Below are 24,025 nucleotides of genomic sequence, written 5' to 3' on the forward strand. Positions count from 1 at the left end.
GCAACCGTAGCGGCAGGTCATTTGGTACTAGAAGAGACGAACGTACAGTTCACTCGTACGGTGCGGTCACCGAAGGTGGACGAGTGTGCACTTTCGGCTATCCGATGCGGATCGTTTCTCCGCTAGCGTGGGCGCAGGTCCAGCAAGCAGGAGGACAGAGTGGACGAGAAGACGCGGCGATCGGCCTACGACGATCTGCGGGAGTCATTCCCGCACCTGTTCGCGAACCCGCCGGACGCGGCCTTCGCCATCCTCACCGACCCGGCCGAGATCGCCGAGGCGGAACTGGTCCGGACCGCCGATCTGGCTGAGGCCGGGCTGCCGGCATACATGGCTGAGACCGGCGTGGTCTTCATGGACTCGTTCATGATGGTGCTACGCGACGCGGTCAAGACCCGCGACGGCGCGTACGGAACGTACGGCCGCGTCGTCGCCCCCGGCAACAGCTCCGGTGTCGTCGTGCTGCCCTTGGTCGCCGGTAAGATCGTCCTGGTCAACCACTTCCGTCACAGCACCCGTAGTTGGCACCTAGAACTCCCGCGCGGCTTCGGCACTCCCGGCATTGATGACCCTGCCGACGACGCGCGGCGCGAGCTGCGCGAAGAGATCGGTACGGACGCGGCCACGATCCATGATCTGGGCATCATGTACCCGGACACCGGCGCCACCAGTACCCCCGTACGCCTGTTCTTCGCCGAGGTGACCGGCGCCCCGTTCGCTGCCGACCGAGCGGAAGGCATCGACGACATTCGCATCGTCGACCCTGTCGAGTTGGCCCGGCTTATCGGCAATGCCAGCATCACTGACGGCTTCACCATTGCGGCCTATACCCGGGCCGTCCTGCGCGGTCTCCTGCCAGGGCGGTCCTAGCTGCGCTCGTACGCACGAGCTGGAGCCCCGTATCCGTAGGGCAGTGCTGACCTTCTCCGTTGATCCCGCCTCGCCGGCGAGGTCGGAATCGGCGTCGATGAGTTCGTCAGACAGTGCTTGAGTCTGAGCATCTCGGCCTCCCTAGAGTCGGCCAGCTGGGCAATTAGGTCGGTGCATGGATCACTCCTGGTAGCGCGAGGCCGTAGCTCGAACTCGCTGCGCATGAGAGCCGGCCACCACCGTGCCGACACATACGGCACTATCACCGACGACGACCCACCAAGATCCGCCGCAGTGATACCGCAGCGGATCGTTACCATCGCAGACAGAACAGCCGCCCATAATAGGCACTCTTCGGCAGACGGCCGCCCACCCGAAGATCGGGCTTAAGCGCGACAAGCGCCAGAATCTAGGCCGACATATGAGCTGTTATCGACCTGGCCGCCTGACTCGACCTGGGGCCGGGACAACGTGAATTCGACGAGCTGAACCTGGGTGTCCGTGCTCAGCGAACTTGAGCTGCCTCCTTCCTACCTGAGCTACGCAGGGCAGAGAGGCTCGTGGCGCCCCGCCCCGGTTCTCACTATCGCGAGCCACCGAGTTCAACGGACCGACCGCAGCTCAGACCCACCGAGGACGGAGAGCGAGAGCGGCAAACGGGGAGACCTCTGCCTAAGTGGCGTTTGCTGTCCGCGTGGGCTATCGGGCGTCGGCTACGGTTCCGTAAGGGAGAGTGCCAAATGCAAGGTCGAGCCGATGAGGTTGTAGTCGATGTCGAGGCCGGTGTCGAGAATCGCCTGGATGTCTGCGTGGTCCGTGGCAGAGATTGTCGCGACGATCTGATCGTCGGCGTAGGCCGCAATCGGCGCCGGTTCTGGATCGCCTGCCAAAGGCCGTAGGGTTAGGCGGGCGCGGTCCGGCGGGTCTTGGAGGTCGAGAACGTCGATGGTGACGGCGCCGGTTTCGAGCAGGGTCTTGAGCAGACTTCGACTGCGGAGCCGTGTGTAGTCCAGTAGGTCGAGAACCTCGGAGGCGGAGGCACCGTATCGGTCGCGCCATTCGACGATTCCCATGCCGGCAAGCCAGGTGCGGAGGTCGTCGTGCGTCGGTTCGAGGTCGAGTGGCCGGTCCCGGGCTACTGCGTGTGCGAGCCTGCGTGAACGGATTCCGGAGGTCATGAGTCGTAGGGCGTGCAGAGAATCGACGCCGTAGCGGATGTAGCCGGCGAGTTCGGGGCATAGGCGTACCTCGACATCGGCGTCGAGCAGCTGGTTGTTGACGAGTTCGACGACGGCGCCGACGGTCCAAGCGAGGTAATGCTCGAAGTGTTCGGAGGCGGCGCCGACCATTTGCTCGATGCGATGCGCCGGGTCTGGACATGCGGCGAGATGCGTGTCGGCAAGTTGCGGCAGCGTGTGACCGGAGACCCAGTCGACCAGCAGCTCGACGGGGCTGACCTCGATGTCGTCTCCACGCTGAGTGGTCCGGAAACGCCAGTCCGGCGCTTCGTGTAGATCAAGCAGCTTCTGGAACACGGTCGGTATGCGGTGGATGGTTTCGGCCGGGGCGAGCAGGCTCGCTAGGGTTCCCTGGCGGTTGGCTTCCAGGATCGCGGTGGCAAGGTCGTTTGCGAGCTGGTCGATGGATCGGGCCGAGCCGATCGATGTGCCTGTGCGGGCCCAGCGGCGCCTAGTTGCCGGGTTGGTGGCTAGGTATCGCCGCTGGGTAACTGCGGCAAGTCGGGCGCCAGACTGGCGGGCGACCGGTGACTGTATTGCGGCCAGGGTGATGCCGGCGATGTCGGCCGGGTCGAGTTGTGCAGGGTCGGTGCCGCGGCCTTCCTTTGTCGCCAGGACCAGCCACACGAAGCTGATGAAGTCTCCGGCGGCGTCGAACGTGGTGAAGATGGCGTCCTCGTCTGCGCGTAGCTGCTCCTCGCTGAGGGCGAAGGCTTCCAGCGCCTGCTCGGTGATAAGCGAAGAAGTGACGGCGAGGTCTTCGGGGCTCGGGTTGAGGTCACGGAAGTCTTGGGCGGTCGGCTCGGCGGCGCGGACGAGAACGATCCACCCTTCGGTTTCCTTGCCCGCTCGGCCGGCGCGGCCCATGGCGTTGACTAGGCGGGCGCCGCTCAACCGGCTCTCCTCAGATTGACCGGGAAAGGGCTGGTCGTAGATGACGACCGTCCGGACCGGCAGGTTCACACCGTCGGTCAGCGTGGACGTGCAGGTCAGGTACGGCAGGGTGTCGTCGCGGACCGCTGCCTCAAGTGCCTCGAGGACCTCGACTGGCAGGCCGGCATGGTGGAAGCCGACTCCGTGACGCAGTACGCCGACGAGCGGGTGGGCGTCGCCGAGCTGCTGGCGAACGAAGTCGACCAGTGCGGCCAGCGCTGGCTGTTCGCCGCATTTGTCGGCGATGCCTTCGGCAAGTTGCTGGGCCTGTTTTCGCGTCGTCGCGACGATCAGGACGGATCCAGCGTGGCCCAGCAAAGTGATCATCGCGCTGGCGATCACGTACTTCTTAGTGCTGTGGGTGTTGTCGATCTCCGGTGAAGAATGCCGAGTGGCCGACTTACGCGCGAGAATCCACTCCCGGCCCGGGCGAATAGCGAGTCTGGAGGTGCGGTTCTCAGCTAGCCGGAGCCGGATTAGTCCTGTGAGCGGTGTCAGGTGCCGGTATTTCCATTTCTTGCCGGTTGTGTTCACCACACGAGTCGCGTCCCAGTTGGCGCGTGTGGTGAACGCGGCGTGAAGCCGGCGAGGGCCCCGCCATTGAGATTCGTGCTTGAGGCATCCGCCGGTGGGATCGAGCCACTGGGCGATCTCGCCAGCGTTTCCCATCGCGGCGGAGATGAGGATGATCTGGTGGTCTGTATCGGCCGTGAGGTGATCCAGCAGCGCGATCACTTGTTCAAGGGTGAATCCGCGGCCGGTCTCCTTGAGCAGCTGGGCCTCGTCGAATACGAACAGCGCGAACCGGTCGAGCACGGCGTCGGCGTCGTGGCGCAGCAGGTGAGCCAGCCGTTCCGGGGTCATGACTTCGACGTCGGGGGGCTCTTCCGTTCCGGCCGCGTCGAACAGCGCCCATATACCTGGGAAATCGGGTTGTTCGGCGCCGGTCTCCTTCTGCAGCACCCGCACCCGGCCCGACATCGCCCGGCGGACTTCACGGCCAAGGCTGCGCGTCGGTACGACATAGCAGATGCTGCGGTCCGTGCGAGCCAGGTGCTCGACCGACAACAGTTGCCCGAGCAAGGTCTTGCCGCCGCTGGTGGGTACGGCGAGGACCATGCGGCGCATGCCGGGATCGAACGGTGACTGGTCGCCGGTGAGCAAAGCACGCTGAGGTTCCCAGAGGGTCATTACAGGTGGACTGGCCATGGTGAATGCCTGCCGCACCAGCGGTGACACGCTCGGCGGGATGATGTCGGGGTTCCACAGCGAACCGTCTGCTGCTTCCCCGGACAGCGATAGCAGGTGGTTGGCCACCCAACGGGAGTGAAGGTCTTCGGGGCCGGCTTCGCCGATCGCAGCCGTCCGGAGCCGCTCGGTGCCGCGTTCCAGTCGGTCGGTACGGCCGGTGGCGAGGTAGGCCAGGACGTCCTCGGCGCCGAGCACAACCATGTGGGTGGGGCCGAATACGGTGGTCGTCAGGTCGTCCAGGCCGGAGTCTCGGGCTATCGCGTTAAGCTGCCTGCGCCAGATGGCGAACCAGCGGAACAAGGTCCTTGTCTCGAAGCCCAGGAACGCCAAACCGGCTTCGAGCGAGAGGGTCGCGATGTGATCAACCGCCGGGGTCTCAACGTCGATGTGCTCACGAAGCCGGTTCATGATCGCGGTCGCGTTTGGGTCCCGCCCGCCGCGCCGGTATCCGATGGCGGCAGCGAACCCAAGGGACAGCCGTTCGGTCACGCCCCAGTTGTCCTGGTTCAGGGCGAGATCGAAGATGTGGGCGCTGACCAGGAAGGCTTGCCGCTGGCGGGCAAGGGTGTAGCGCTGGCGCGCTTGATGAATCGAGGCCACTGCGTGCAGGTACCAAGCCGCATCCAGCAGGCTCTGGGCGACCTGCGGTTCGCGTAGGAACAGCTGAACCTCGACATCGGCCATGAGCTGCTGGAGCTCCTCGGCGCTCGGCAGGTTTGTCCGGCCGGCGAGAGCGTCACGAAGGAGCCCAAGATCTAAAGACCGCTCCACACGATCTCCTTTACCCGATCGGCGAAGTCCGCGAAGTCCGGGATCGCGACAACGACACCTTCAGTCTGCGCCGCGTCGGTGAACTGGGGAAACGCCGTCCTGATCGACCCGAAAGCCTGCGGGAGTCGTGGCTCGCGTCCGCTCGAGGTCCCTACTGACACGCCGACTCCAGCCCGGGCGCTGCGGTCGAACCAGAGTTCGACCATGTCCGCATATAACTGCCCAAGCTGTCCGTCGGCCTCGAGCGTTTCTGGCCCGGCGAGCTTGGCCAGGTACTCGGCCCCGCGCTCGCTGAGCTGCTTGCTCGCCCGGTTGATGGTCGTCGACACTGCGCCCTGCTGCTCGTGCTTCTTGATCTCCCAGAGCCGAAAGACCAGAACACCGTCTGAATCTTGATAGATGACCAGACCGTCGCCACCCGGCTCGAGAGGGTCGGCCTTCACTGGATGGGCCTTGACCAGCCGGCGGCCGTCCCGGCAGACGGACCGTTCACGCATGACACGGCTCCACAGCAGTTCGGCGACATGACCCTGAACGTGGTGCTCGTTGACGGGGGCGCCTGGCGAGCCGAACGCGATACCTGCATAGGTTTTGACGGCCTTCTCCCGGGTGCCAGTGTGCGGTGCCCCGCCGTTGCGACGCGCCCGCCACCAATCCAGCACCTCGGCTTTTCCGCATGCGATGACCATGGCGTCATCGGCAAGGAGCTGTGCCGCCTCCTCACGCACACCTCCCGTGAGCAGCAGGCCGCCGATCACGTACTCGACCGGGGACCCCGCAGGACTCTGCTGGAGCGCCAGCAGAGGAGAAAGATCATGCGGGAGCGTCACGGCCGCACGCCCTCGGGTTCCACACTGAACTCCACGTCTCCATTATCGGACGACGTGCAACGTGTAGGCATTGTTACGTTGGGAGCTGGGGCTGGTCTCCGGTTAGGGCTAGGTGGTCGTCAAGGTTCTTGCGAAGGGTTCGTACATCTCAGGGTTGTCCTCCAGCGCCCGGGCGGCGTCTTATGCCTTGCGCAGGATCTGCGCGGCGGCGGCGTGACCGTCGATCCTGCTGGTCACCACGGCGAGATTGTTCAGACCGATCGCGACGTCTGGGTGAACTGGGCCGTACGACGTTTCGGAGATCGACAGGGCCTCCCGGATGAGGTCGCGTGCCTGCTCGAGGTGCCTTGCTATTGGAGGACCTCGGCGAGGGCGTGCATCCGCATGGCGAGGTCGGGATTGTCGATGCCGAGGCCTTCTTCGGCGGCCTCCAGCGACCGTCGGAGAAGAGGCTCGGGCCTCGTGGGGTAGGTCGAGGTCGATCAGGATTTTGGTGAGATCGTCCAGAGCCGCGATCGTGGCGGGGTGGTCGGGTCCGAAGATCCCCTCAACGATGGCCGCCGCCCTGGCTTGGTGGGGACGGGCCTGACCCGGCCAGTCGATCCGGCTCATGAGCTGTGCAAGGTTGATGTAGCTTCTGGCCACGCGCAGGTACTCGCCCCCGAAATAGGCGACGTTCGCGTTGAGGGCTGCGACAACTGTGCTCGTCAACATGCGACGGGAACTACCGGAGGACACGATGACGGAGCTTGTGGCACTTCCACTCCCAGGCGCCCAAACTGCCGCTGTTTGGGTCGCCACGGCTACCTGGCGATCACCGCGGCTGCTGTCGTCACCGTCAGTGCCGGCCGCCGCTGTGGCGTATTGACCGTCCTCAAAATTTTCCTGCGCCATGAATCAGGACGCAGGCGACCCTGATGTACTCCTCCGCTGTTGGCTTCAAGGTGTAGCTGCTCGGTCGCGATCAAGTGCCATAGCGTTCAGTCTGATCCTCCCGGCTGAATTGGTTGGGACCGGCCCGTGGAGGGGCGGACCGTAGGCGGCCTAGAGAAGCTTGATCGGAGGTGTCTACGGTTTGTCGTCGTCGACTGGTCGGACGCAGCGGTGTCGGCCCGCTCGTTCCGTCGGCTGTAGTCGAGCAGCGACACGACGGTGGCAAGCTTGCTGTCATCCTCGACGGGAGCGCCTGCGGGACTGGTCTCAGGTGTCCGCGCCGTGATGATGTGGAACAAGTGCGCAGGTACTCGGCTTGATTCGAGTAGTTGCCGTTCGCCGATGCCTTCCTGCTCAAGTAGTTCAACTGCCTTGGGCAGCAGCGATGGCTGTTCGATCACGTTGACTCTGCCGGGTTCGCTGCGTCGCCATCCGCGGGTGGACACCGCGGTCATCGCGTTGCGGTAGGAGACGTCGCTGAGTTTGCCGAGCCATCGCGCGCGGTGTAGGAGTGCTTGCATGCTGACGCCCCAGGTTTCCTTCAGCTGTCCCAGAGTGCGCCACGTGCCGGAGCTCATGCTGGAAGGCAGGAGGTCGCGGATCTCGGCGGCCGGCATGAGAAGTTCGGCGGCGAACCGGTGTGCCTGGTTCTCGACGACGCGGCCCCCGGGTTCTGCGTCACCGTGCATGACGAGGTGGCCGAGCTCGTGGGCGATGTCGAAGCGTTGCCGGTAGTAGTCGCGTTTGACTGGGTTGAGGACCATGACCGGTCGCGCCCGGGCGTTGAAGGAGTAGGCGTCGACGGAGGCGGCTCCGACCGGGCTGAACACGACCAGTACGCCGTGGTGCTCGACCATGCGGATGACGTGTTTCAGCGGGCCGTCCGGCACCTGCCACGCCTGCCTGAGAAGGCGTGCCGCTTGCTCAGGTCCGTCGCCGTCGGCGTCTTCGGCGGCGTCGTCGACGAGCGGCACGTCCGGCTCCGGGAACTCGACATGCCGTTCCAGACCGTCAGCGACGTCAGCGGCGAGCTGCCCGTACGCGAACGCCTGATCCCGGATCAATTGAGTGGTGGAGCGCAGTGACCGGAAGTGCGGCGTGATTCCTGCCGCGGTCAGATCGTGCGAGCCGACGGCGAAGAAGCCTGGTTCGACGGACAGGCTCAGTGACAGTTGAGCGATGGTGGCAGCGGTTGGACGTTTCGCTCCGGTCTCCCAGCTGGTCACCGCGGTGGCGCTCTTCTCGATGCGCGAGGCGAGTTCGTTCTTACGCAAGCCGGCGAGTTGCCGCGCGAGAGTGAGCCGGGTGCCGTCGAAGACCGGTGCGATCTCGGCGGCGCGGTCGAGATGGGTGGGGAACAGGTTCATGGGGTATCACTGGCAATCTTGTTCTGTTGCTGACCCTCGTGCCTTCGCAGGCGGACAGGGGCGTCAGGAACGGAGCTGGTGCCTGTCGGCAGTGGTGCGTCGACCATGCGCCGTGATCCGTCGCTGGGTGGCATGCCGAGCAGGTCCTGTAACCAGTGCCAGGCGGGTCCGCTGTCGGTGTTCAGGCGTGGCCGGCCCAGCATCAGTTCGTGGCGCTGGCTGAGTGGGTCGAGGCTGTTGGCGAGAACGAACGTCGTCAGATCGAGTTCGGTGTCGCCGGTGAACGTGGTGATCCAGTCGTTACCGCCCTCGTCGAGCTCATCGAAGAGGGACGGTGGCGGCGGTTCCGGATTGCGCTGCGTGGCGACTTGCTGCTTCGTTGGGCTTTTACGTGACCAAGGGATCTGATGGAGCTCCCCGTAGTCGCCGGAGACGAGCAGCAGGCGATAGGTAGCGGAGGTCCATCCGGGACTGTTGTTGAGGTCGTTGCGGGTGACGAGGCCCGCGAGGCGCGGCATCGTGTCGATCTCGCGGGGCGACAGTCTCGCGAACAGGTGGTCGAGGTCTGCGGCGTCGTCGCCGGAGGGAACGGCGTAGCGCTCGCAGTGGAAGACCCGGTCTAGCCGGTCACGAAACAGGGTGTAACGCAGCGTTCCGAGCAAGGTGGCATCGTGGCCGTCGTCCTCCGAGTAGTAGTCCAGGGCCCGGGTAACGGCGCTGCTGTAGGCCCACCGTATGCCTTCCAGGATCCCGGCCGTCTCGAGTTCCTCGATCACGTCCTGCTGTTCGCTCACGTCGATCAACTTACACCATTGTCAGATTCTTTAGCGTAAAACTGAACCGTTTTGGCGCGTCTGAGTGCGACACCAAACCGATACATTTACACGCTCCGTTACGTGCGGGTGGAGTGAATGGTTCAATCGCCCTAACTTTTCACTCTTCGTACCCATAGTCCATGATCTACAACACCGCGCCGGTGACGATTCGCACAGACGCACCCCACATAACCGGAGTCTCGGCGGCAGGCTGCGGCTACGGAGGGAAGGGTTCGTTGTTGAGGCCAGCGATGGCCACCTCGATCTGCTCCGCGGTCCAGTTCACGTCGACATCCGGACGTCGCTGTAGCCGGGCATGTGCTGTACCGCTGCCCGTGAGGCGTCATGCTCGCCGGCGGGTGCCAGCACGACGGCCATGCTGGGCAGGAAGCCGAGGTCGCCGAACTTGCGCCACTCGCGTTTCCACCAGAACTCCTTGCGGGCGCCACCCTTGGGGCGGCGCATCGTCTCGATGAACGGCGTCAGTTTGAAGATCGGGAGCTCGGCCAGATCTTCCGGCGACATGCCGGTGTAGAAAGCGCTGTTGATCATGTCCGGGGCGGGGACGATGGGCCACAGCCGGGGATCCTCGGGCAGGTAGTGCCGGCCGGCGTGCTTGACTGGTTTCAAGCCCTTGGAGCGGGCGAAGGTGCGGGTGAACGCGATGCCGTGCGGGGCGAAGTCTATGGTCCGGCTCTTGATGTCCCGCACATCAGCCGGACGAATCGCAGCGGGGTCTCGGTGTGGCAGGCCGCCTTCCGCGACGCCTTCAGCTGGGTACGGTGATGCTTCTCCGCGAGATCTCGGGACGGCTTCGTGCCGAAGTAGCTCGGGTCCTCGACTGCCGTGTTGGTCAAGATTGAGTCGAGGTTGCTGCGGGGGCTGTCGCCACGGTGAGGTGGACGACGAACGTGGACAGGCCTCCCCGCTCCCGCAGGACCTCTTCGATACTCACCATGGCCACCATGTTCCCGGTCCTCACTCGGCCCGTGCGACCATTCGGTCCTTTTGCCCGGCCCGGGGGTCGGGCATGGTCGTGGATCGCCGCCGAGTGGGCCCGACCCTCTCTAAAGTGGTGAAGCCCCGGGTTGAGATCGCCTTCTCGCACGAGAGCGAGCGCCGAGCGGGGCTCGGTGGGCCGGCCGGGACGGGTAGCCGTGAGCCCCCTGCCGGCCGACTGGTACAGATGGTGATCTGGGTTACTTTGAGTCGAGGACACGCCGCTGTGGTTCAGTTTCGCGCACGAAACTCTTCTATCGGTGTATCTTCTTCGCGTGAGCGAACAGCAGGATGCCATCGAAGACCTCTCCGAAGTCAACGCCCTCACCGCCTACCGCTGGGCGTATGGCTCCGCGGTGGCCAAGGCGCTGGAGGACTACTCGGAGGAGGACGGACACGACGCCGCCTTCTTCGGAGTGTCGCGTTACACCCTCTTCCGGGACAGGATCGACCGGGTCTTCCACTGCGGGCGCTTCGCCGTCCCCTCCGGAGACACCGACGCCGACCTCGACCAGCTGCTCGCCGGGCTGTCCGAGAACGACATCACGCTGATGCCCCGCATCCCCGCCGGCGTCGCGATCCGTAACGACCTCAATGGCAGCCCGGGGTGGGTCATCGGCCAGTACCGGATCCTGCTCATATCGGCCCCCTACGGCAAGACCAAGAAGATCCTCTGGTCCGCGAAGAGCAAGACCAAGCAGCGCGTCGCGAATCAGCGTAACCCCCAGCCGGAGCAGCCCATGCTCTTCGAGGCCCTCCCGGAGGGCACCGACATCGACATGTCAGCCGTGCAGGCCACCGACACCGAGCTGGACCTCACCACGTTCGTGATCGTGCACACGGCCGACTCGCTCACCGGCCGCACCGAGCTGGCCCTCGGCCGCCCGCGCCTGAACTCCGGCGGCGGCCCGTCCTGGTGGTGGCTGCAGGACCTCGACGGCTTCCGGCCCATGGGCAGCGGCAACCGGGTGGTCAACACCCCGATGCCGACCGGACCCAACACCGTCCCGGACGCCCCGGTGCGGGTTCGCCGAGAAGCAGGCGAAGCGGGGGGCGCCAGCAGCCGCGCCAGCTGAGACGTTAGCCCAGCGGCCCTGCCGTGCTCCCAGACTAGGAAACCACGGCAGCGGCCGCTCCCCGGGGGCGGCCACTTCATCTGGCGCAGACGAGCGTTTCGTGACCCGCGTCGGATTTATGCTGCCCAGCAAGGCGCCAGAACACGCCCTCGTCCGGTGGTGCATAGGGCGAAGGCGACGCGCCTCGGGAAGTGAATCTGATTTCCGACGTTCATGTCCGGCTCGCTGCGATCATGAACTCTGGTTGCCGCAGGAGCCAGCCATGTTCGTTTCCACCATCGTGATCAAGAATTACCGGTCGTGCCGCCAGGTCAGCGTTCGCCTGCGGCCCGAGGTAACCGTTCTCGCCGGCGAGAACAACGCGGGTAAGACCACGGTGATCGATGGCCTACGTCAACTCACCGATGCCCTTGACGGGAGACGGGGCCTGACGCTGACCGACGGTGACGTGTTCAACAGCGCCGGGTCGGACGACCAGGTGAGCCTTCGGACGGTGCTCGAGGACATCCACCCGGATCACGCCGGAACCTACCAAGCCGCATTCCTCTCCGGCACCGCCGACGATGGGAAACGCTCTGCTGCCTGGGCGCTGACCTACACACGCCCACCGCTTGGACGCCGCCGGGGCATCACGACGTGGCAGGTCGGCGAGGACAAGGAGTTCCCGAGCGAGCCCGTTGCGCGTACAGCGATCCGGCACGTTCACCTTCCCGCGCTGCGTGACGCGGTCCGGGATCTCGGAGCCGCGGGCGGGGCCCGGATCCGGGTCATGCTGGAGGCTCTGCTCGGCGGCCAAGAGCGAGTCGACGCGTTCGTCGAGCGTGCCGGTGGCCATTTCGCCGCCCTGGCCCAGGACGAGGCGATCCGGGCCGTCGGGTCTGCGGTCAGCGGGCCGCTCGGGGCGATCACCTCTGGAGCGCACCGCCAGCACGCCGGCCTGACGGTGACCGACGCCAGCCTGGCCTCGATCTCCCGGGCACTACGCATGCTGCTCGGTGACGCGGAACTGCCGCTGGCAGCGCCGATCGACAACTCCGGCCTGGGCTACGCGAACGCGCTCTACATCGCCACCGTGCTGGCCGAGCTCGAGACCGCACGCGAGTCGGATCTAACCCTGCTGCTGATCGAAGAACCGGAAGCCCATCTGCACCCGCAGTTGCAGACCCTGCTGCTGCGCTACCTGAAGCGCCGGGCGAAGGCCTCCCGCGAGCGCGCGATCACCGAACCGTCTGAGCCCGCCGGACACATCCAAGTCGTGCTGACGACGCATTCACCGGTGTTGTCGGCGGCCGTCAGCGTCGAGGACCTCGTGGTGATGACCCGCGGCCCGCTCGCGGAGGGCACCGGCTGGCAGGCCCGGGCCGTGGCGGTCGCCGACCTCGGGCTCAAGAAGAAGCAAATCAAGCAGCTCGACCGGTTCCTGGACGTCACCAAGAACGCGATGCTCTACGCCGCACGGATCATCCTTGTCGAGGGGCTGTCGGAGGCCTTGCTGCTCCCGGCCCTCGGCGACCTGGTACTGGCCGCACCGGACGGTGCTGACCAATCCCAACTTCAGGCCGCTCAGGAGGCCATGGATCGGTTCCACGGCGCGACGATGGTCCTCGCCGATGGGGTGGGTTTCGGCGCCTATTTGAAGGTGCTGCTGACCGCCGTCGACGGCGCCCGAATCGGACAGCGGATCGCGGTGATCACCGACTCGGACAAAGCGACCGGCACCGAGGAACCGTCACGGGTAACCGACGCGCGGGCCGAAGCCGAACAGCTCGGGGCCGGACCAGAAGTCATCGACTGGTTCGTCGCACCGCACACCCTCGAGCCGACCCTCATGTGCTCAGAGAACGAAGAACTGCTCCACCAGGCATTCCTGGAATGTGCACCCAAGTCGGAACACCGGTGGACATCAATCGCGGCTGCCCCCGTCAGTGAGCGTCCCGCGATGTTCCGGCTGCTGTTCATCTCCAGCCAGGACGATCCGGCGGCCAAAGGCACGGCCATCTCCAAGCCCGAGTTCGCCCACGCTTTGGCCGACCTGCTGATCCCGGGATGCGGCTTCCGCGTGCCGCAAAATCTCGCCGACGGCATCCGCTATATCGCCGGTGTACCCCAGCCGCTCGGGACGGCCGCCGCCCGATGAACGCCGTATTCGAGCAGGCCGTCGCGGCGCAGGAACGGGCGATCGCCGCGAAGGCGCCGCTGTTCGTCCGAGCCTGCCCCGGCGCCGGGAAGACCCACGTAATCGTCTCCCGACACCTACGCGGACCGTCGGTCACGCTGCGTCACGGTAGGGCGCTGTTGTCGTTCACCCGGGCCGCCGCGACGCAGATGCGCCGCCGCTGCCACCGCGACGCCCGACCCGAAGCGACCGCTTTCCCCCACTACATCGGCACGCTGGACGCCTTCATCTGGGACGCCCTGGTGACACCGCACCTTCCGGCGAACCGGCCGCTGCAACTGCTCGACAGCTGGGAACGAGTCCAAGCCGAGGTGAACCTCGACCGCCCCATTCCCTTGAGCGGATTTACCTTCGCAAGAGATCCGAAAACCGGCCAGGAGTCCATCCGGCGGGACCTGCTCTCACACGAGCACACCTTGTTGATCAACAGCAGCAGATACGGGTGGGACAGGTGGGTGAGCGCGGCCATGGAGACCCGGAAGGCCCAGTTCCAGGCCGGGTACGTCACCGGGCACGAGAGCAGGCTGCTTGCATTGAGGTATCTCTCCGCCGGAGAACACGTCACCGGCCCGTTGCGTTCACGGTTCGCCGAGATCGTCGTCGACGAGGCCCAGGACTGCTCGGTGACCGACGTGGAGATCATGACGGCTCTGCACCGCCTCGGAATCCCGCTTGTCGTCGTCGCCGACCCGGACCAGATGATCTACAGCTGGCGCGATGCCGAGCTGCGCACACTTCGGGACCTCGCCGTCGAACTCGGACAGACCGTCGAGCTCAACGGAAACTGGCGCAGCTCGCGGACGATCTGCCAGGCCGCCGCGACCCTGCGCTCCGGTGCCCGCCCGCCGGACTCCGCGGTCCGGCCGCCACAGGTGGAGCCCCCACTGATCCTCCTGCCGACCCAGTTTCCGAAAAGCGGCGCCGCAACGCACGCATCGACCGGGCGGCCGATTGTCGAAGCGTTCCTCGACCACGCTCAAGTCCACGGCATCCAGCCGGCCGACTGCTTAATCACCGCGCACAGCCGGTCCTACCTGCCGGCCAAGAACCGGCGCCCTTCGGGGAACAACGCCACCATGCTCGCCCACGCCTGGCACGTCATCCGGTCCGGCACCGCCGACCAAGCCCTCGTCGACGATGCCTGCCGGATCGCAGCCAGAATGCTGCTGCGCTATTGGTATCCCGACGCTCCTGTAAACGGAAGCGTCGAAGCACGGTGTACCGCCGCCGGCGTCGAGTTTGCCGGCATCGTCCGGCGCGCCTACGGCTTCGTGTATAGGCTGCCCGAGCCGCACACGAGTTGGATCACCGACGTAAACACCGCGCTCAAGAGCGCCTCACGGCCCCCTGGCGCGAACCCTCGTGGCCGCACTGGACAACTGGGCGGTAAACCACCGAAGCCGCGCACCGCGACGGCGACGGCACCCTTTCGCTCCGACAACATCCACCAGGTCAAAGGCGACGAACACCCGGCTGTTCTGCTGCTCGCTCCGGACAACGACGTGAGCAGCCGCTGGATCAGCGGCGATCCCGGCGCCGACGAGTCGCTACGTGGCTGGTACGTCGCAGTCACCCGGGCACAACGCCTGATCGCAATCGGGGTCCGAACGGATCAGGTCGAACCGCTCACTGCGTACTTGACTGCACGGCGGGTAACGAATCTGGTCGGCTAACGCATGAACTTTTTCTTCACGGTTGCTGCCCCATCAGCGAGCGTCCTGTGGAGCCTGGGGCGGCGTAATCGACGTCGGTTCTGGCTACTAGCCCGACGGCGTCCCGGGCACCGATACGCTCCGGCATCGTCGCGTGGAGGTCTCGGTGACCGGAACAACCGAGAGTCGAAACGTCACGGAGGATCATTTTCCGGCATTAACGACGCCGGAGCGCATCAATGACGGACTCGGTTAGCGCTGGACGGACGAGCACCCCCGGAGCCGCACGTCTTGAATGCGGCGCACCAATGGTGCTGCATTTCTGCAGTTCAGGGGCCATGTCATCCCTAATTTAACTGCGCTCAGGCTGGCCAATTCTGCAGCCTTTTAATCCTTAGGTTCGGGGTTCGAGTCCCCGGCGGCCCACCAAGCACCTGGCCGGCACGCGATCAAGCCGTGTCGGCCTGTTAAGCCCCTGTCCACCCGTACGCCAAGGTGGTCGGGGATTGTCGGCGATATGCGCCGTACCGCAGGCATCGTTGCCCTTGTTGCTCTTTCCACCGTTGTCGCTGCGCCGGCTCAGGCCGGTGGGAGTGGTCCGGACAAAGAGATCACCGCGACCGTGGAGACTCCGGCGCTGTTTGACGATGCGGCCGGCGGGGACGCGGACGCCGACGATCCGGCTATCTGGGTCAACCGGGCGGACAAGGCGAAGAGTCGCGTGATCGGGACGGCCAAGAACGGTGGGCTGCGGGTCTACGACCTGACCGGTCGGGAGGTGCAGTCGATCGCGCCGCCGGCGGACGGGCGGTTCAACAACGTCGACCTGGTGACCGGGTTCCGGCTCGGTGGTCGTCTCGTCGACCTGGCCGTTGTCACCGATCGGGGGCTCGACCAGCTGCGGGTCTACCGGATCGAACCGACCGGGCGGCTCACCGACGTCACGGCCGCGGGAGCGCCGCTGCTGTTCAGCAAGGACCAGGACGAGGTGGCCACCCAGGCGACCGGATATGGGCTGGCCACCTACGGGCGGTATGCGGTGGTCAGCCGGCGGCACTCCACCCGGCTCGGGATGTTCCGGCTCGAGGAGCGCGGTGGCCGGGTCACCTATCGCAACACCGACCTGCTGGATCTGCCGCGGGAGTTCCGGCTGCCCAACGGCGAGACCTGGTCGCCGTGTGCGGAGCCGGGTGAGGACCCGCAGATCGAGGGCATGGTCGTCGACGCCGCGGCCGGAGTGCTCTATGCGGCGCAAGAGGACGTGGCGCTCTGGCGGATCCGGCTCGACTCGGATCACTTCGCCGGGGTGCCGCGGGTCGTCGAGCACGTCGCGGAGTACGGGGTGCCGGGCGTCTTCGACTCGGTGAGTGAGGAGTGCGTGCTCGGGGACGATCCTGGGTTCGGTGGACGGATCCGGGCCGATGTCGAAGGCGCGACCATCTACGCGACCGGGGAGCGGGACGGCTACCTGATCGTCTCCAGCCAGGGGGACAGCCGGTTCTACGTCTACGACCGGCGCACCAACCGGGCGGTCGGCAGTTTCCGGGTGGTCGACGGGAAGCGGGCCGACGGCGTACAGCACTCGGATGGTGCGGCCGCCACCTCGGTGCCGCTGCCCGGTTATCCGCAGGGTCTGCTCGTCCTGCACGATGGCGAGAACACTCCGGACGACGGCCGGGTGAGCACCGACTTCAAATATGTCGACTGGCGCGCTCTGAGTCTTTCCCCTCGTGGCGCATGAAGGATCGACCTTAACCGTCGTCCCGCATAAGCTTTCCGCCTGGCAAACGTGGGGGCGACGGAAGGCTGACGAATGCCGAACTTCTCGGTCGACGTCCGGACGGACGCCGACGGGAGTCTCGTGGTCACGCCGCGGGAGGTGCTGGACACCGAGTGTGCGGTGCAGTTCCGTCAGGTGCTGGTGCACGCGGTCCGCAAGCTGCGTCCACTCCGGCTGATCGTCGAACTGTCCGAGGTGTCCGCGGTGGACCCGATCAATCTGGGCACCCTGGCCGCGCTCTGCGACCTGGCCGACGACCATCGCGTGGTCGTCTTCCTGCAGAACGCGTCAGCCGAGCTCGCCGGCGACCTGCGCGCGGCCGGTGTCCCCGCCCAGCGTCTCCGCCGGCCCGACAAGATCACTGCCTGACGTAGAACGGACGTCGTGGGCGGCCAGGAACCCGGCCGCCGAGGCCGGCCAGGGGAACTTCTCGGCCTGGGCCCGGGCCGCTCGGCGCCGCTCATCCGTCGGGCGGGACAGCAGCTCGAGGATCGCCGAGACGTATGCCGGGCCTTCCCCGCCGGCGGCTACGCCCGCCGCGCCGATCACCTCGGGCAGCGCGCTCGACGAACTCACCACCACCGGGGTGCCGCTCGCGAGCGTCTCCAGCGCGGACAGTCCGAACGTCTCGATCGGGCCGGGGGCGATCGCCACGTCGGCCGACGCCTGCAACGCCGCCACCTTCAGCGGGTCGGTGATGTGCCCGAGGAAGCGCACCGGCAGGCCCCGGGCCGCGGCCTCCTCCTGCAGGGCATTGCGGAGCGGTCCGGCTCCGGCGACCACGAGCACCGCGCGTACACCCTGAAGTCGCAAGCCCTCCAGGGCCGCAAGTGAACGTCGGGGTTTCTTCTCCGGCGAAAGCCGGCCGCAGTGCAGGAGCAGCACGTCGTCGGGGCCGGCCCAGCGGGACCGCATGGCCGGATCGGCGCGGTCGGGGGTGAAGCGTTCGAGATCGACGCCGAGCGGCACCTGCATGACGTTGCGCGCGCCGATCCGCTCGAACTCGCGGGCCGCCCACCGCGTCGTGCAGACGATCCGATCGTGGTCGGCGGCGGTGCGGCCGTTCAGCACGTCGGCGATCCGCCGGCCGGACGCCGGGCCGAACAGCCGCAGCAGACCGTCGAGGCTCTCGTGCGACACCATCATCGACGGCACGTCGTGCCGCCGCGCCCACCGGCCCAGCCAGCGCAGCGTGGTCCGGTCGGAGATCTCCAGCCGGTCGGGGCGCAGCGTGCGCAGCGTCGCGGAGAGCCGGCGCCGGTCCAGCAGCACCCGGTAGCCGCCGACGCCGGGCACCTGCGGGCCGGGCAGCGTGATCACCCGGCCCTGCTCGGTCTGGTCGTCGGCGGCCTTCGCACCCGGGATGACCAGCACGGACTCGTGCCCGGCGGCCTGGTAGCCGGCGCCGAGATGGCGCAGTGCCGTCTTCAGCCCGCCCGAGCGGGGTGCGACGAAGTTGGCCACCCGCACGATCCTCACGCGGCGACCGCCCGGCGCTCGAGGATCCCGGCCGCGCACACGTCCTCGTAGTGCCCGATCAGCTCGTCACCCACCGCGGCCCAGCTCCGTCCCTCGATCGCCTGGCGTCCGGCGGCGCCGAACGTGGCTCGCTTCAACGGATCGGTGGCCAGCTCGGCGACCGCCGCGGTGAAGCCGTCCGACTCGAAGGGTCGCACCAGATATCCGGTGCGTCCATGCTGCACGAGATCGACCGGGCCGCCCGCGTTGGGCGCCACCACCGGGAGGCCGCTGGCCATCGCCTCCTGCACGGCCTGACCGAACGTCTCGTACGGCCCGGTGTGCGCGAAGATGTCGAAGCTCGCGTAGATGCGCGCCAGCTGGAGCCCACGCCGTACGCCGAGGAACTTCGCCTGTGGCAGTGCTTTTCGCAGGGCCGGGCCGGCCGGGCCGTCGCCGACGACCACCAGGCGCACGCCGGGCAGCCGGCTCACGTCGGCGAGCAGGTCGATCTGCTTCTCGACGGCGAGCCGGCCGACGAAACCGACCACGATCTCGCCGTTCGGGGACAGCACCCGGCGCATGCCGGGCGTCCGGCGGCCGGGATGGAACTGCACGTCGTCGACACCGCGCCGCCACAGGTGGATGCGCTCCACCCCGTGCGCGCCCAGGGCCGCGCCGGATTCGCTCGACGGCACCAGGGTCCGGTTCGCCGCGTTGTGCACGGTCCGGATCCACCGCCAGGCCGCGCCCTCGGTCATGCCGACCTTGTAGGCGCGCGCGTAGGCGGCCACATCGGTCTGATAGACCGCGACGGTCGGCAGTTTCAGCGACCGGGCGGCCGCCATCCCCCACGCACCCAGCACGAACGGGCTGGCCAGGTGCACCACATCGGTGCCATGCGCACGCATGGCACCGGTCATCGTCGGCGTGGGCAACCCGAGCCGGATCTGGGGGTAGCCCGGCATGGGCAGCGACGCGATCCGAACCACCGGGTAGGGCACATCGACCCGCACATCTCGCAGGGCAGGCGGCGGCTGCGGGGCGACGACCATCGGCTGGTGCCCCCGGCGCAGCAGATGTTCGGCCGCCCGCACCACCGAGTGCGCGACTCCGTTGACATCCGGCAGGAAAGACTCCGTGACCAGAGCGACTCGCATGCAGTCACGATGATCGGCGCCGATGTCCGGCACACCCCACTGGTCGTAGCCGATTCCCCAACAAAACCCAACGTCTAGACGTTGGGAGCGGCCGCCGAGATCTTCGCCAGCCGTTCGGGGGTGGGCCAGTGCACGTCGTGGGCCCAGCCGAACCGCTCGAAGATCCAGATCGTCCGGGCCGACACGTCGATCTCACCCCGCCGCTCAGGCGCCGGGCAGCCCGGAAGCGAACTCCCGGAAGCGCTCGACGGCGCGGTCGGACATTGCCCGGCCGTGGCCGAAGACCGCGTACTCGAAGTGGTAGGTGGCCAGCTTGGCCGCGCTGCGGTCCTGCTCGGCCGGGTCGTTGGCGGCCGCCTTGGGGCCGGCCGCCACCTTGCCGTCCTTGCCGCCGGCGGCCGTGTCGCCGGTGAAGAGCACGCCGCCGGCCCGGTCGAGAAGGTAGGAGACGTGGCCGCGGGTGTGGCCGGGGGTGTGCACGGCGGTGAAACCCGGGATCGGCTCGGACTCCTCCTTCGTGATCAGCTGGTCGATCTTCGAGGGCTCGGCGGTCATCACCCGGTTGATCAGGCGGGGCAGGAGTCCCTTGGGGTCGGCCCGGGCCTCGCCGGTGATGACCTGGGCGTCGGCCGCGTGCGCGAAGACCCGGGCGCCGGACCGCTGCCGCAGGTCGGCCACGTTGCCGACGTGGTCGAAGTGGTTGTGGGTGAGCAGGATCGTGCGCACGTCGCCGATCTGCCGGCGGATCCCCTGCAGGGCGCGCTCGATCTGCTTGGAGCGCCGGGGCAGGCCGGTGTCGACCAGGACGACGCCGTCGTCGGTCACCACCAGATGCACGTTGACAAACCCGAGGCCGAGCTCGAACACACCGTCGACGATCTCTTGCACGCGTCCCATTCTGCCGCGCCGGGCGGGGGCGGGCGCGGGCGGCCGGGGGATTTATTGACGTCTATTTTTAACCGGCATAGCCTGAGCGCGGAACCGTGGCACGTCGCATATCGAGGGCATTAGCAGGCGAGGGCTTCCCCGTCTGCCGTTCCCCCATGAGCGGCGTGCACCTCCCCCGGCTCGCCCGGCCCGCCGCTCTCATCCCTCAAGAAGTGAGGAAACAAGATGAGACGTCGCTTGGTATGGGCCTTGGCCTGCCTGCTGACCGCCTTCGCGGTGGTGGGCGCGTTGAAGCCCGCCTACGCGGCCGCCGGATGCCGGGTCGACTACACCGTCCCCAACCAGTGGTCGGGTGGATTCCAGGGGTCGGTCACCGTGACCAACCTCGGTGACCCGCTGACCGCCTGGACGCTGGGCTTCACCTTCCCGACCACCACCCAGAAGGTCACCCAGGGCTGGAACGCCACCTGGACGCAATCCGGCAGCGTGGTCACCGCGACCAACGCCGGCTGGAACGGGGCGGTGGCCACCGGGGGATCGGTGAACGTCGGGTTCACCGGCACGTTCACCAGCTCGAACCCGGCGCCGGCCACGTTCACGCTCAATGGGACCGCGTGTACCGGCGTGGCGCCGACTACGGCGCCCACGACCGCTCCTACCACTACTCCGGCCACCACTGCGCCGACCACGGCACCCACCGGTGACCCCTGGAACCCGCCGTCGTCGCTGGTGGCGCCCCTGGCGGCGGTCTGGTCGCACGAGGAGTCGACCTACAGCAACCTGTACGGGTTCAAGAACTACGGCTGGGACCAACTGTTCGCCGGTGGCGGCGCGATCAACTACTGCGTGCGGTGGGACTCGACCGCGCACGTCACCGCGGCCCAGCGCGACGCCGTGGCGGCCACGCTGCAACGGCAGTACCAGAAGTGGATGGACCAGATGCTCGACAACGGGTCGGGCTGGAACAACTGGCCGTACAAGCAGGTGCCGGTCAAGGTCGTCGGGTGGGCGGTGCGCGACCGGGCCCAGCTCGAATGGACGGACACGTCGGTTGACATCTACGTGAACAACATCCGCGAGGACGCACCGCAGTGCGGTGAGCCGTGCGGCCGCTTCTTCCACCAGGACGGCAACTACTCCGGCTGCCCGGGCGGGGCCACCCACCACTACGACCACTCGCTCTGGCTCACCGCCGGGTTCAGCGGCGGCGCCGGTGGCGACTGGGGTCAGCGGATCGGCTCCGAGTACTACATGAGCAACCTGAGTGCCGAGAACGTCCACATCCTGCTGCACGAGATGGGACACACGTACGGCCTCGACGACTTCTACGACTGGGACCCGACCCCCGGGCAGGGCTTCATCATGAAGGCGGGCAGCGCCACCCAGATCACCGACTTCGACAAGTGGATGCTGCGCGACTGGTGGCGACACCTGAAGAGCCGCTACGGCCGATAGTCGGACAGGCCGCGCTGTGTGGGCAGCGCGGCCGACACGCAGGGGTTAGCCGGATCGGCCAGACCGCACCCCCATCGGAGGGGTAATCGCTGAACGGCCTGGCCGGTCGCAGCGCGCGCGGCGTGCCGGACGATCACTGTGTGAACAGCGTGAAAAATGCCGATCGGGCCGGTAGACCGGGTGCCCGCGCACTGACACGCTTAGCGATGTGTATGACTACGACCTGTTGGTCTTGGGCTCCGGGCCCAGTGGGCAGAAGGCCGCGATCGCTGCGTCGAAGTTGGGTCGCCGCGTCGGCATAGTGGATCGCCGCGACATGATCGGCGGCGTCTGCATCAACACCGGGACGGTGCCGTCGAAGACGCTGCGGGAGGCCGTTCTCTACCTGACCGGCCTGAGCCAGCGCGACCTCTACGGGTCCAGCTACCGGGTCAAGGACGAGATCACGGTCAGCGACCTTGCCGCCCGCACCCAGCACGTGATCAGCCGGCAGGCCGACGTCATCCGCAACCAGCTCGCCCGCAACCACATCGTGATGCTGACCGGCACCGCCCGGTTCGCCGACGCGCACTCGATATGGGTGGACGGCGGCGACGGCCGGGACACGAAGGTCACCGCCGACAAGATCATTATTGCGGCGGGTACGCGTCCGGCCCGCCCCGACAGCGTGGACTTCGACGACAAGACGATCGTCGACTCGGACGGCGTGATCAACCTGGAGGCCGTGCCGCGCAGCATGGTGGTAGTCGGCGCGGGCGTCATCGGCATGGAGTACGCGTCGATGTTCGCCGCCCTCGGCACCAAGGTCACCGTGGTCGAGCGGCGCGAGAAGATGCTCGACTTCTGCGACGACGAGATCATCGAGTCGCTGAAATACCACCTGCGGGACCTGAGCGTGACATTCCGCTTCGGCGAGGAGGTCGCCGCCGTCGAGCGCCACGCGACCGCGGCGCTGTGCATCCTGAAGAGCGGCAAGAAGATCGTCGCCGACACGGTGATGTATTCGGCCGGCCGGCAGGGCCAGACCGACCAGCTCAACCTCGAGGCGGCCGGGCTGGCCGCCGACCGGCGTGGCCGGATCGAGGTCGACAGCAACTACCGCACCTCGGTGGACAACATCTACGCGGTCGGTGACGTCATCGGCTTCCCGGCGCTCGCCTCGACCTCGATGGAGCAGGGCCGGCTGGCCGCGCATCACGCCTGCGGCGAACCGGCCCGCGAGATGCACGTGCTCCAGCCGATCGGCATCTACACGATCCCCGAGATCAGCTTCGTCGGTAAGACCGAGGACGAGCTGACCGACTCGGCGACGCCGTTCGAGGTGGGCATCGCCCGCTACCGCGAGCTGGCCCGCGGCCAGATCGTCGGCGACTCCTACGGCATGCTCAAGCTGCTGGTCGCCCCCGAGGACGGCAAGCTGCTCGGCGTGCATGTCTTCGGCACCGGCGCCACCGAGATCGTGCACATCGGGCAGGCGGTGATCGGCTGCGGCGGCACCGTCGACTACCTGGTCGACGCGGTCTTCAACTACCCGACGCTGTCCGAGGCCTACAAGGTGGCCGCCCTCGACGCCTCCAACAAGATCCGGAACATCACCCGGATCGACGGCTGACTAGCTTTTGTAGACCCAGACCTTCGTCTTCAGCGGGATCTTGTCGGTCGCCCAGATCCAGTTCATGGCTGCGTTCGAGAGCCGGGCGCAGCCGTGCGAGGCGGCGTAGGGCGGGATGCTCGGCGAGCCGTGCACGGCGATGCCGCCGTTGAAGTACTTCGGGCGCCACAGGTCGCCGAGCGGGCCGTGCCGGGTGCCGTCGATCTGCCGGCCGACCTTGAAGTGGCCGGTCGGGGTGTCGGCGAGGTAGGTCTGACCTTCGTACTCGTAATTCTGGTTCGAACCGGTCGAGGTGTTGAGGGTGGTCACCACCTGGCCGTCCTTGACCAGCATGAGCAGCTGCTTCGTCAGGTTGATCTCGACCAGGTAGCCGCTGCCGGCCGTCGACTTCGCGGTCGGGCGCACCCCGTCGTCGAGGGCCTTCTGGGTCTTCGGGCCGACCGTGCCGTCGCGGCCGATGCCCGCCGCCTTCTGCAGGGCGAACACCGCCTGCTGGGTGGTGCCGCCGAACTTGCCGTCGGTCTTGTTGATCCAGTAACCGAGCGAGACGAGCCGCTGCTGCACGGCGAGCACGTCGGCGCCCTTGTTGCCGAGCTTCAGCTTCTTCACCGGGGCCGGCGTGGTCGCTGTCGGCGTGGGGGTCGCGTTGGGCGACTCGCTCACGCTGGGTGACGGAGAAACTGACGCAGAGCTGGGTACGGTCGGAGCTTGCGCACCGGTTTCGCCGGAATCGCCGGAATCGCAACCCGTGGCGAGCGCGA

18 protein-coding genes are annotated in these 24,025 nt (G+C 67.0%); 8 read left to right on the top strand and 10 right to left on the bottom strand.

Annotated elements, in window-relative coordinates:
* Positions 1-159 precede the first annotated feature (159 nt).
* Complete coding sequence (locus Adu01nite_RS23795) at positions 160-870, top strand: NUDIX hydrolase (RefSeq protein ID WP_203729358.1); 711 nt, start codon at positions 160-162, stop codon at positions 868-870.
* Positions 871-1,583: 713 nt separating this feature from the next.
* On the opposite strand, the gene Adu01nite_RS23800 is transcribed toward Adu01nite_RS23795, so the two are convergent.
* The 6 genes from Adu01nite_RS23800 to Adu01nite_RS23825 all read right to left on the bottom strand — a co-directional run bounded on the left by Adu01nite_RS23800 (position 1,584) and on the right by Adu01nite_RS23825 (position 9,719).
* The gene (locus tag Adu01nite_RS23800; RefSeq protein WP_203729360.1) at positions 1,584-4,976 is read right to left on the bottom strand and encodes a DEAD/DEAH box helicase; all 3,393 of its coding nucleotides are present in this window, start codon (positions 4,974-4,976) and stop codon (positions 1,584-1,586) included.
* 71 nt (positions 4,977-5,047) lie between these two features.
* The gene (locus Adu01nite_RS23805) at positions 5,048-5,893 is read right to left on the bottom strand and encodes a hypothetical protein (protein ID WP_203729362.1); all 846 of its coding nucleotides are present in this window, start codon (positions 5,891-5,893) and stop codon (positions 5,048-5,050) included.
* Positions 5,894-6,073: 180 nt separating this feature from the next.
* A complete protein-coding gene (locus tag Adu01nite_RS23810; RefSeq protein ID WP_203729364.1) occupies positions 6,074-6,607 on the bottom strand; it encodes a tetratricopeptide repeat protein in 534 nt (177 codons plus the stop codon).
* A gap of 266 nt (positions 6,608-6,873) precedes the next feature.
* Positions 6,874-8,193, bottom strand: coding sequence for a helix-turn-helix domain-containing protein (locus Adu01nite_RS23815; protein ID WP_203729366.1), 1,320 nt, complete (start codon positions 8,191-8,193; stop codon positions 6,874-6,876).
* A complete protein-coding gene (locus Adu01nite_RS23820; RefSeq protein ID WP_203729368.1) occupies positions 8,190-8,987 on the bottom strand; it encodes a hypothetical protein in 798 nt (265 codons plus the stop codon). The genes Adu01nite_RS23815 and Adu01nite_RS23820 overlap by 4 nt, the downstream gene beginning before the upstream one ends.
* A gap of 303 nt (positions 8,988-9,290) precedes the next feature.
* Positions 9,291-9,719, bottom strand: coding sequence for a hypothetical protein (locus Adu01nite_RS23825; RefSeq protein ID WP_203729370.1), 429 nt, complete (start codon positions 9,717-9,719; stop codon positions 9,291-9,293).
* Between the two features lie 563 nt (positions 9,720-10,282).
* Between Adu01nite_RS23825 and Adu01nite_RS23830 the strand changes: the two genes are divergently transcribed.
* The 5 genes from Adu01nite_RS23830 (at position 10,283) to Adu01nite_RS23850 (ending at position 17,060) form a co-directional block, all read left to right on the top strand.
* A complete protein-coding gene (locus tag Adu01nite_RS23830; protein ID WP_203729372.1) occupies positions 10,283-11,083 on the top strand; it encodes a hypothetical protein in 801 nt (266 codons plus the stop codon).
* Between the two features lie 262 nt (positions 11,084-11,345).
* Entirely contained in the window at positions 11,346-13,220 is a 1,875-nt protein-coding gene (locus tag Adu01nite_RS23835) for an ATP-dependent nuclease (protein WP_203729374.1), read from the top strand.
* Positions 13,217-14,932 (top strand): UvrD-helicase domain-containing protein, encoded by a 1,716-nt coding sequence (locus Adu01nite_RS23840; protein ID WP_203729376.1) that lies wholly within the window; start codon positions 13,217-13,219, stop codon positions 14,930-14,932. Before Adu01nite_RS23835 ends, Adu01nite_RS23840 begins: the two co-directional genes overlap by 4 nt.
* Positions 14,933-15,428: 496 nt before the next feature.
* A complete protein-coding gene (locus Adu01nite_RS23845) occupies positions 15,429-16,652 on the top strand; it encodes a phytase (RefSeq protein ID WP_203729379.1) in 1,224 nt (407 codons plus the stop codon).
* Positions 16,653-16,724: 72 nt separating this feature from the next.
* The gene (locus tag Adu01nite_RS23850) at positions 16,725-17,060 is read left to right on the top strand and encodes an STAS domain-containing protein (protein ID WP_203729381.1); all 336 of its coding nucleotides are present in this window, start codon (positions 16,725-16,727) and stop codon (positions 17,058-17,060) included.
* Here the strand turns inward: Adu01nite_RS23850 and Adu01nite_RS23855 are convergent.
* The 3 genes from Adu01nite_RS23855 to Adu01nite_RS23870 form a co-directional block, all read right to left on the bottom strand.
* Positions 16,980-18,170 (bottom strand): glycosyltransferase, encoded by a 1,191-nt coding sequence (locus tag Adu01nite_RS23855; protein WP_203729383.1) that lies wholly within the window; start codon positions 18,168-18,170, stop codon positions 16,980-16,982. The two genes, Adu01nite_RS23850 and Adu01nite_RS23855, sit on opposite strands and share 81 nt — an antisense overlap.
* Positions 18,167-19,309: a glycosyltransferase family 4 protein gene (locus Adu01nite_RS23860; protein ID WP_203729385.1), complete on the bottom strand. Its 1,143-nt coding sequence runs from the start codon at positions 19,307-19,309 to the stop codon at positions 18,167-18,169. The genes Adu01nite_RS23855 and Adu01nite_RS23860 overlap by 4 nt, the downstream gene beginning before the upstream one ends.
* 204 nt (positions 19,310-19,513) lie before the next feature.
* On the bottom strand, positions 19,514-20,197 hold the full coding sequence (locus tag Adu01nite_RS23870) for an MBL fold metallo-hydrolase (protein ID WP_239132650.1): 684 nt from the start codon (positions 20,195-20,197) through the stop codon (positions 19,514-19,516).
* A 225-nt stretch (positions 20,198-20,422) separates the two neighbouring features.
* On the opposite strand from Adu01nite_RS23870, the gene Adu01nite_RS23875 reads away from it, so the two are divergent.
* Positions 20,423-21,652, top strand: coding sequence for a cellulose-binding domain-containing protein (locus Adu01nite_RS23875; protein WP_203729389.1), 1,230 nt, complete (start codon positions 20,423-20,425; stop codon positions 21,650-21,652).
* A gap of 208 nt (positions 21,653-21,860) precedes the next feature.
* Positions 21,861-23,264, top strand: a complete 1,404-nt coding sequence (gene sthA / locus Adu01nite_RS23880) for a Si-specific NAD(P)(+) transhydrogenase (protein WP_203729391.1) — start codon at positions 21,861-21,863, stop codon at positions 23,262-23,264.
* Here the strand turns inward: sthA and Adu01nite_RS23885 are convergent, their stop codons facing one another.
* Entirely contained in the window at positions 23,265-23,927 is a 663-nt protein-coding gene (locus Adu01nite_RS23885) for a L,D-transpeptidase family protein (RefSeq protein ID WP_239132651.1), read from the bottom strand.
* Positions 23,928-24,025 lie beyond the last annotated feature (98 nt).

This window comes from Paractinoplanes durhamensis, assembly GCF_016862175.1.
In the GTDB taxonomy this organism is placed as follows: Bacteria; Actinomycetota; Actinomycetes; order Mycobacteriales; family Micromonosporaceae; genus Actinoplanes; species Actinoplanes durhamensis.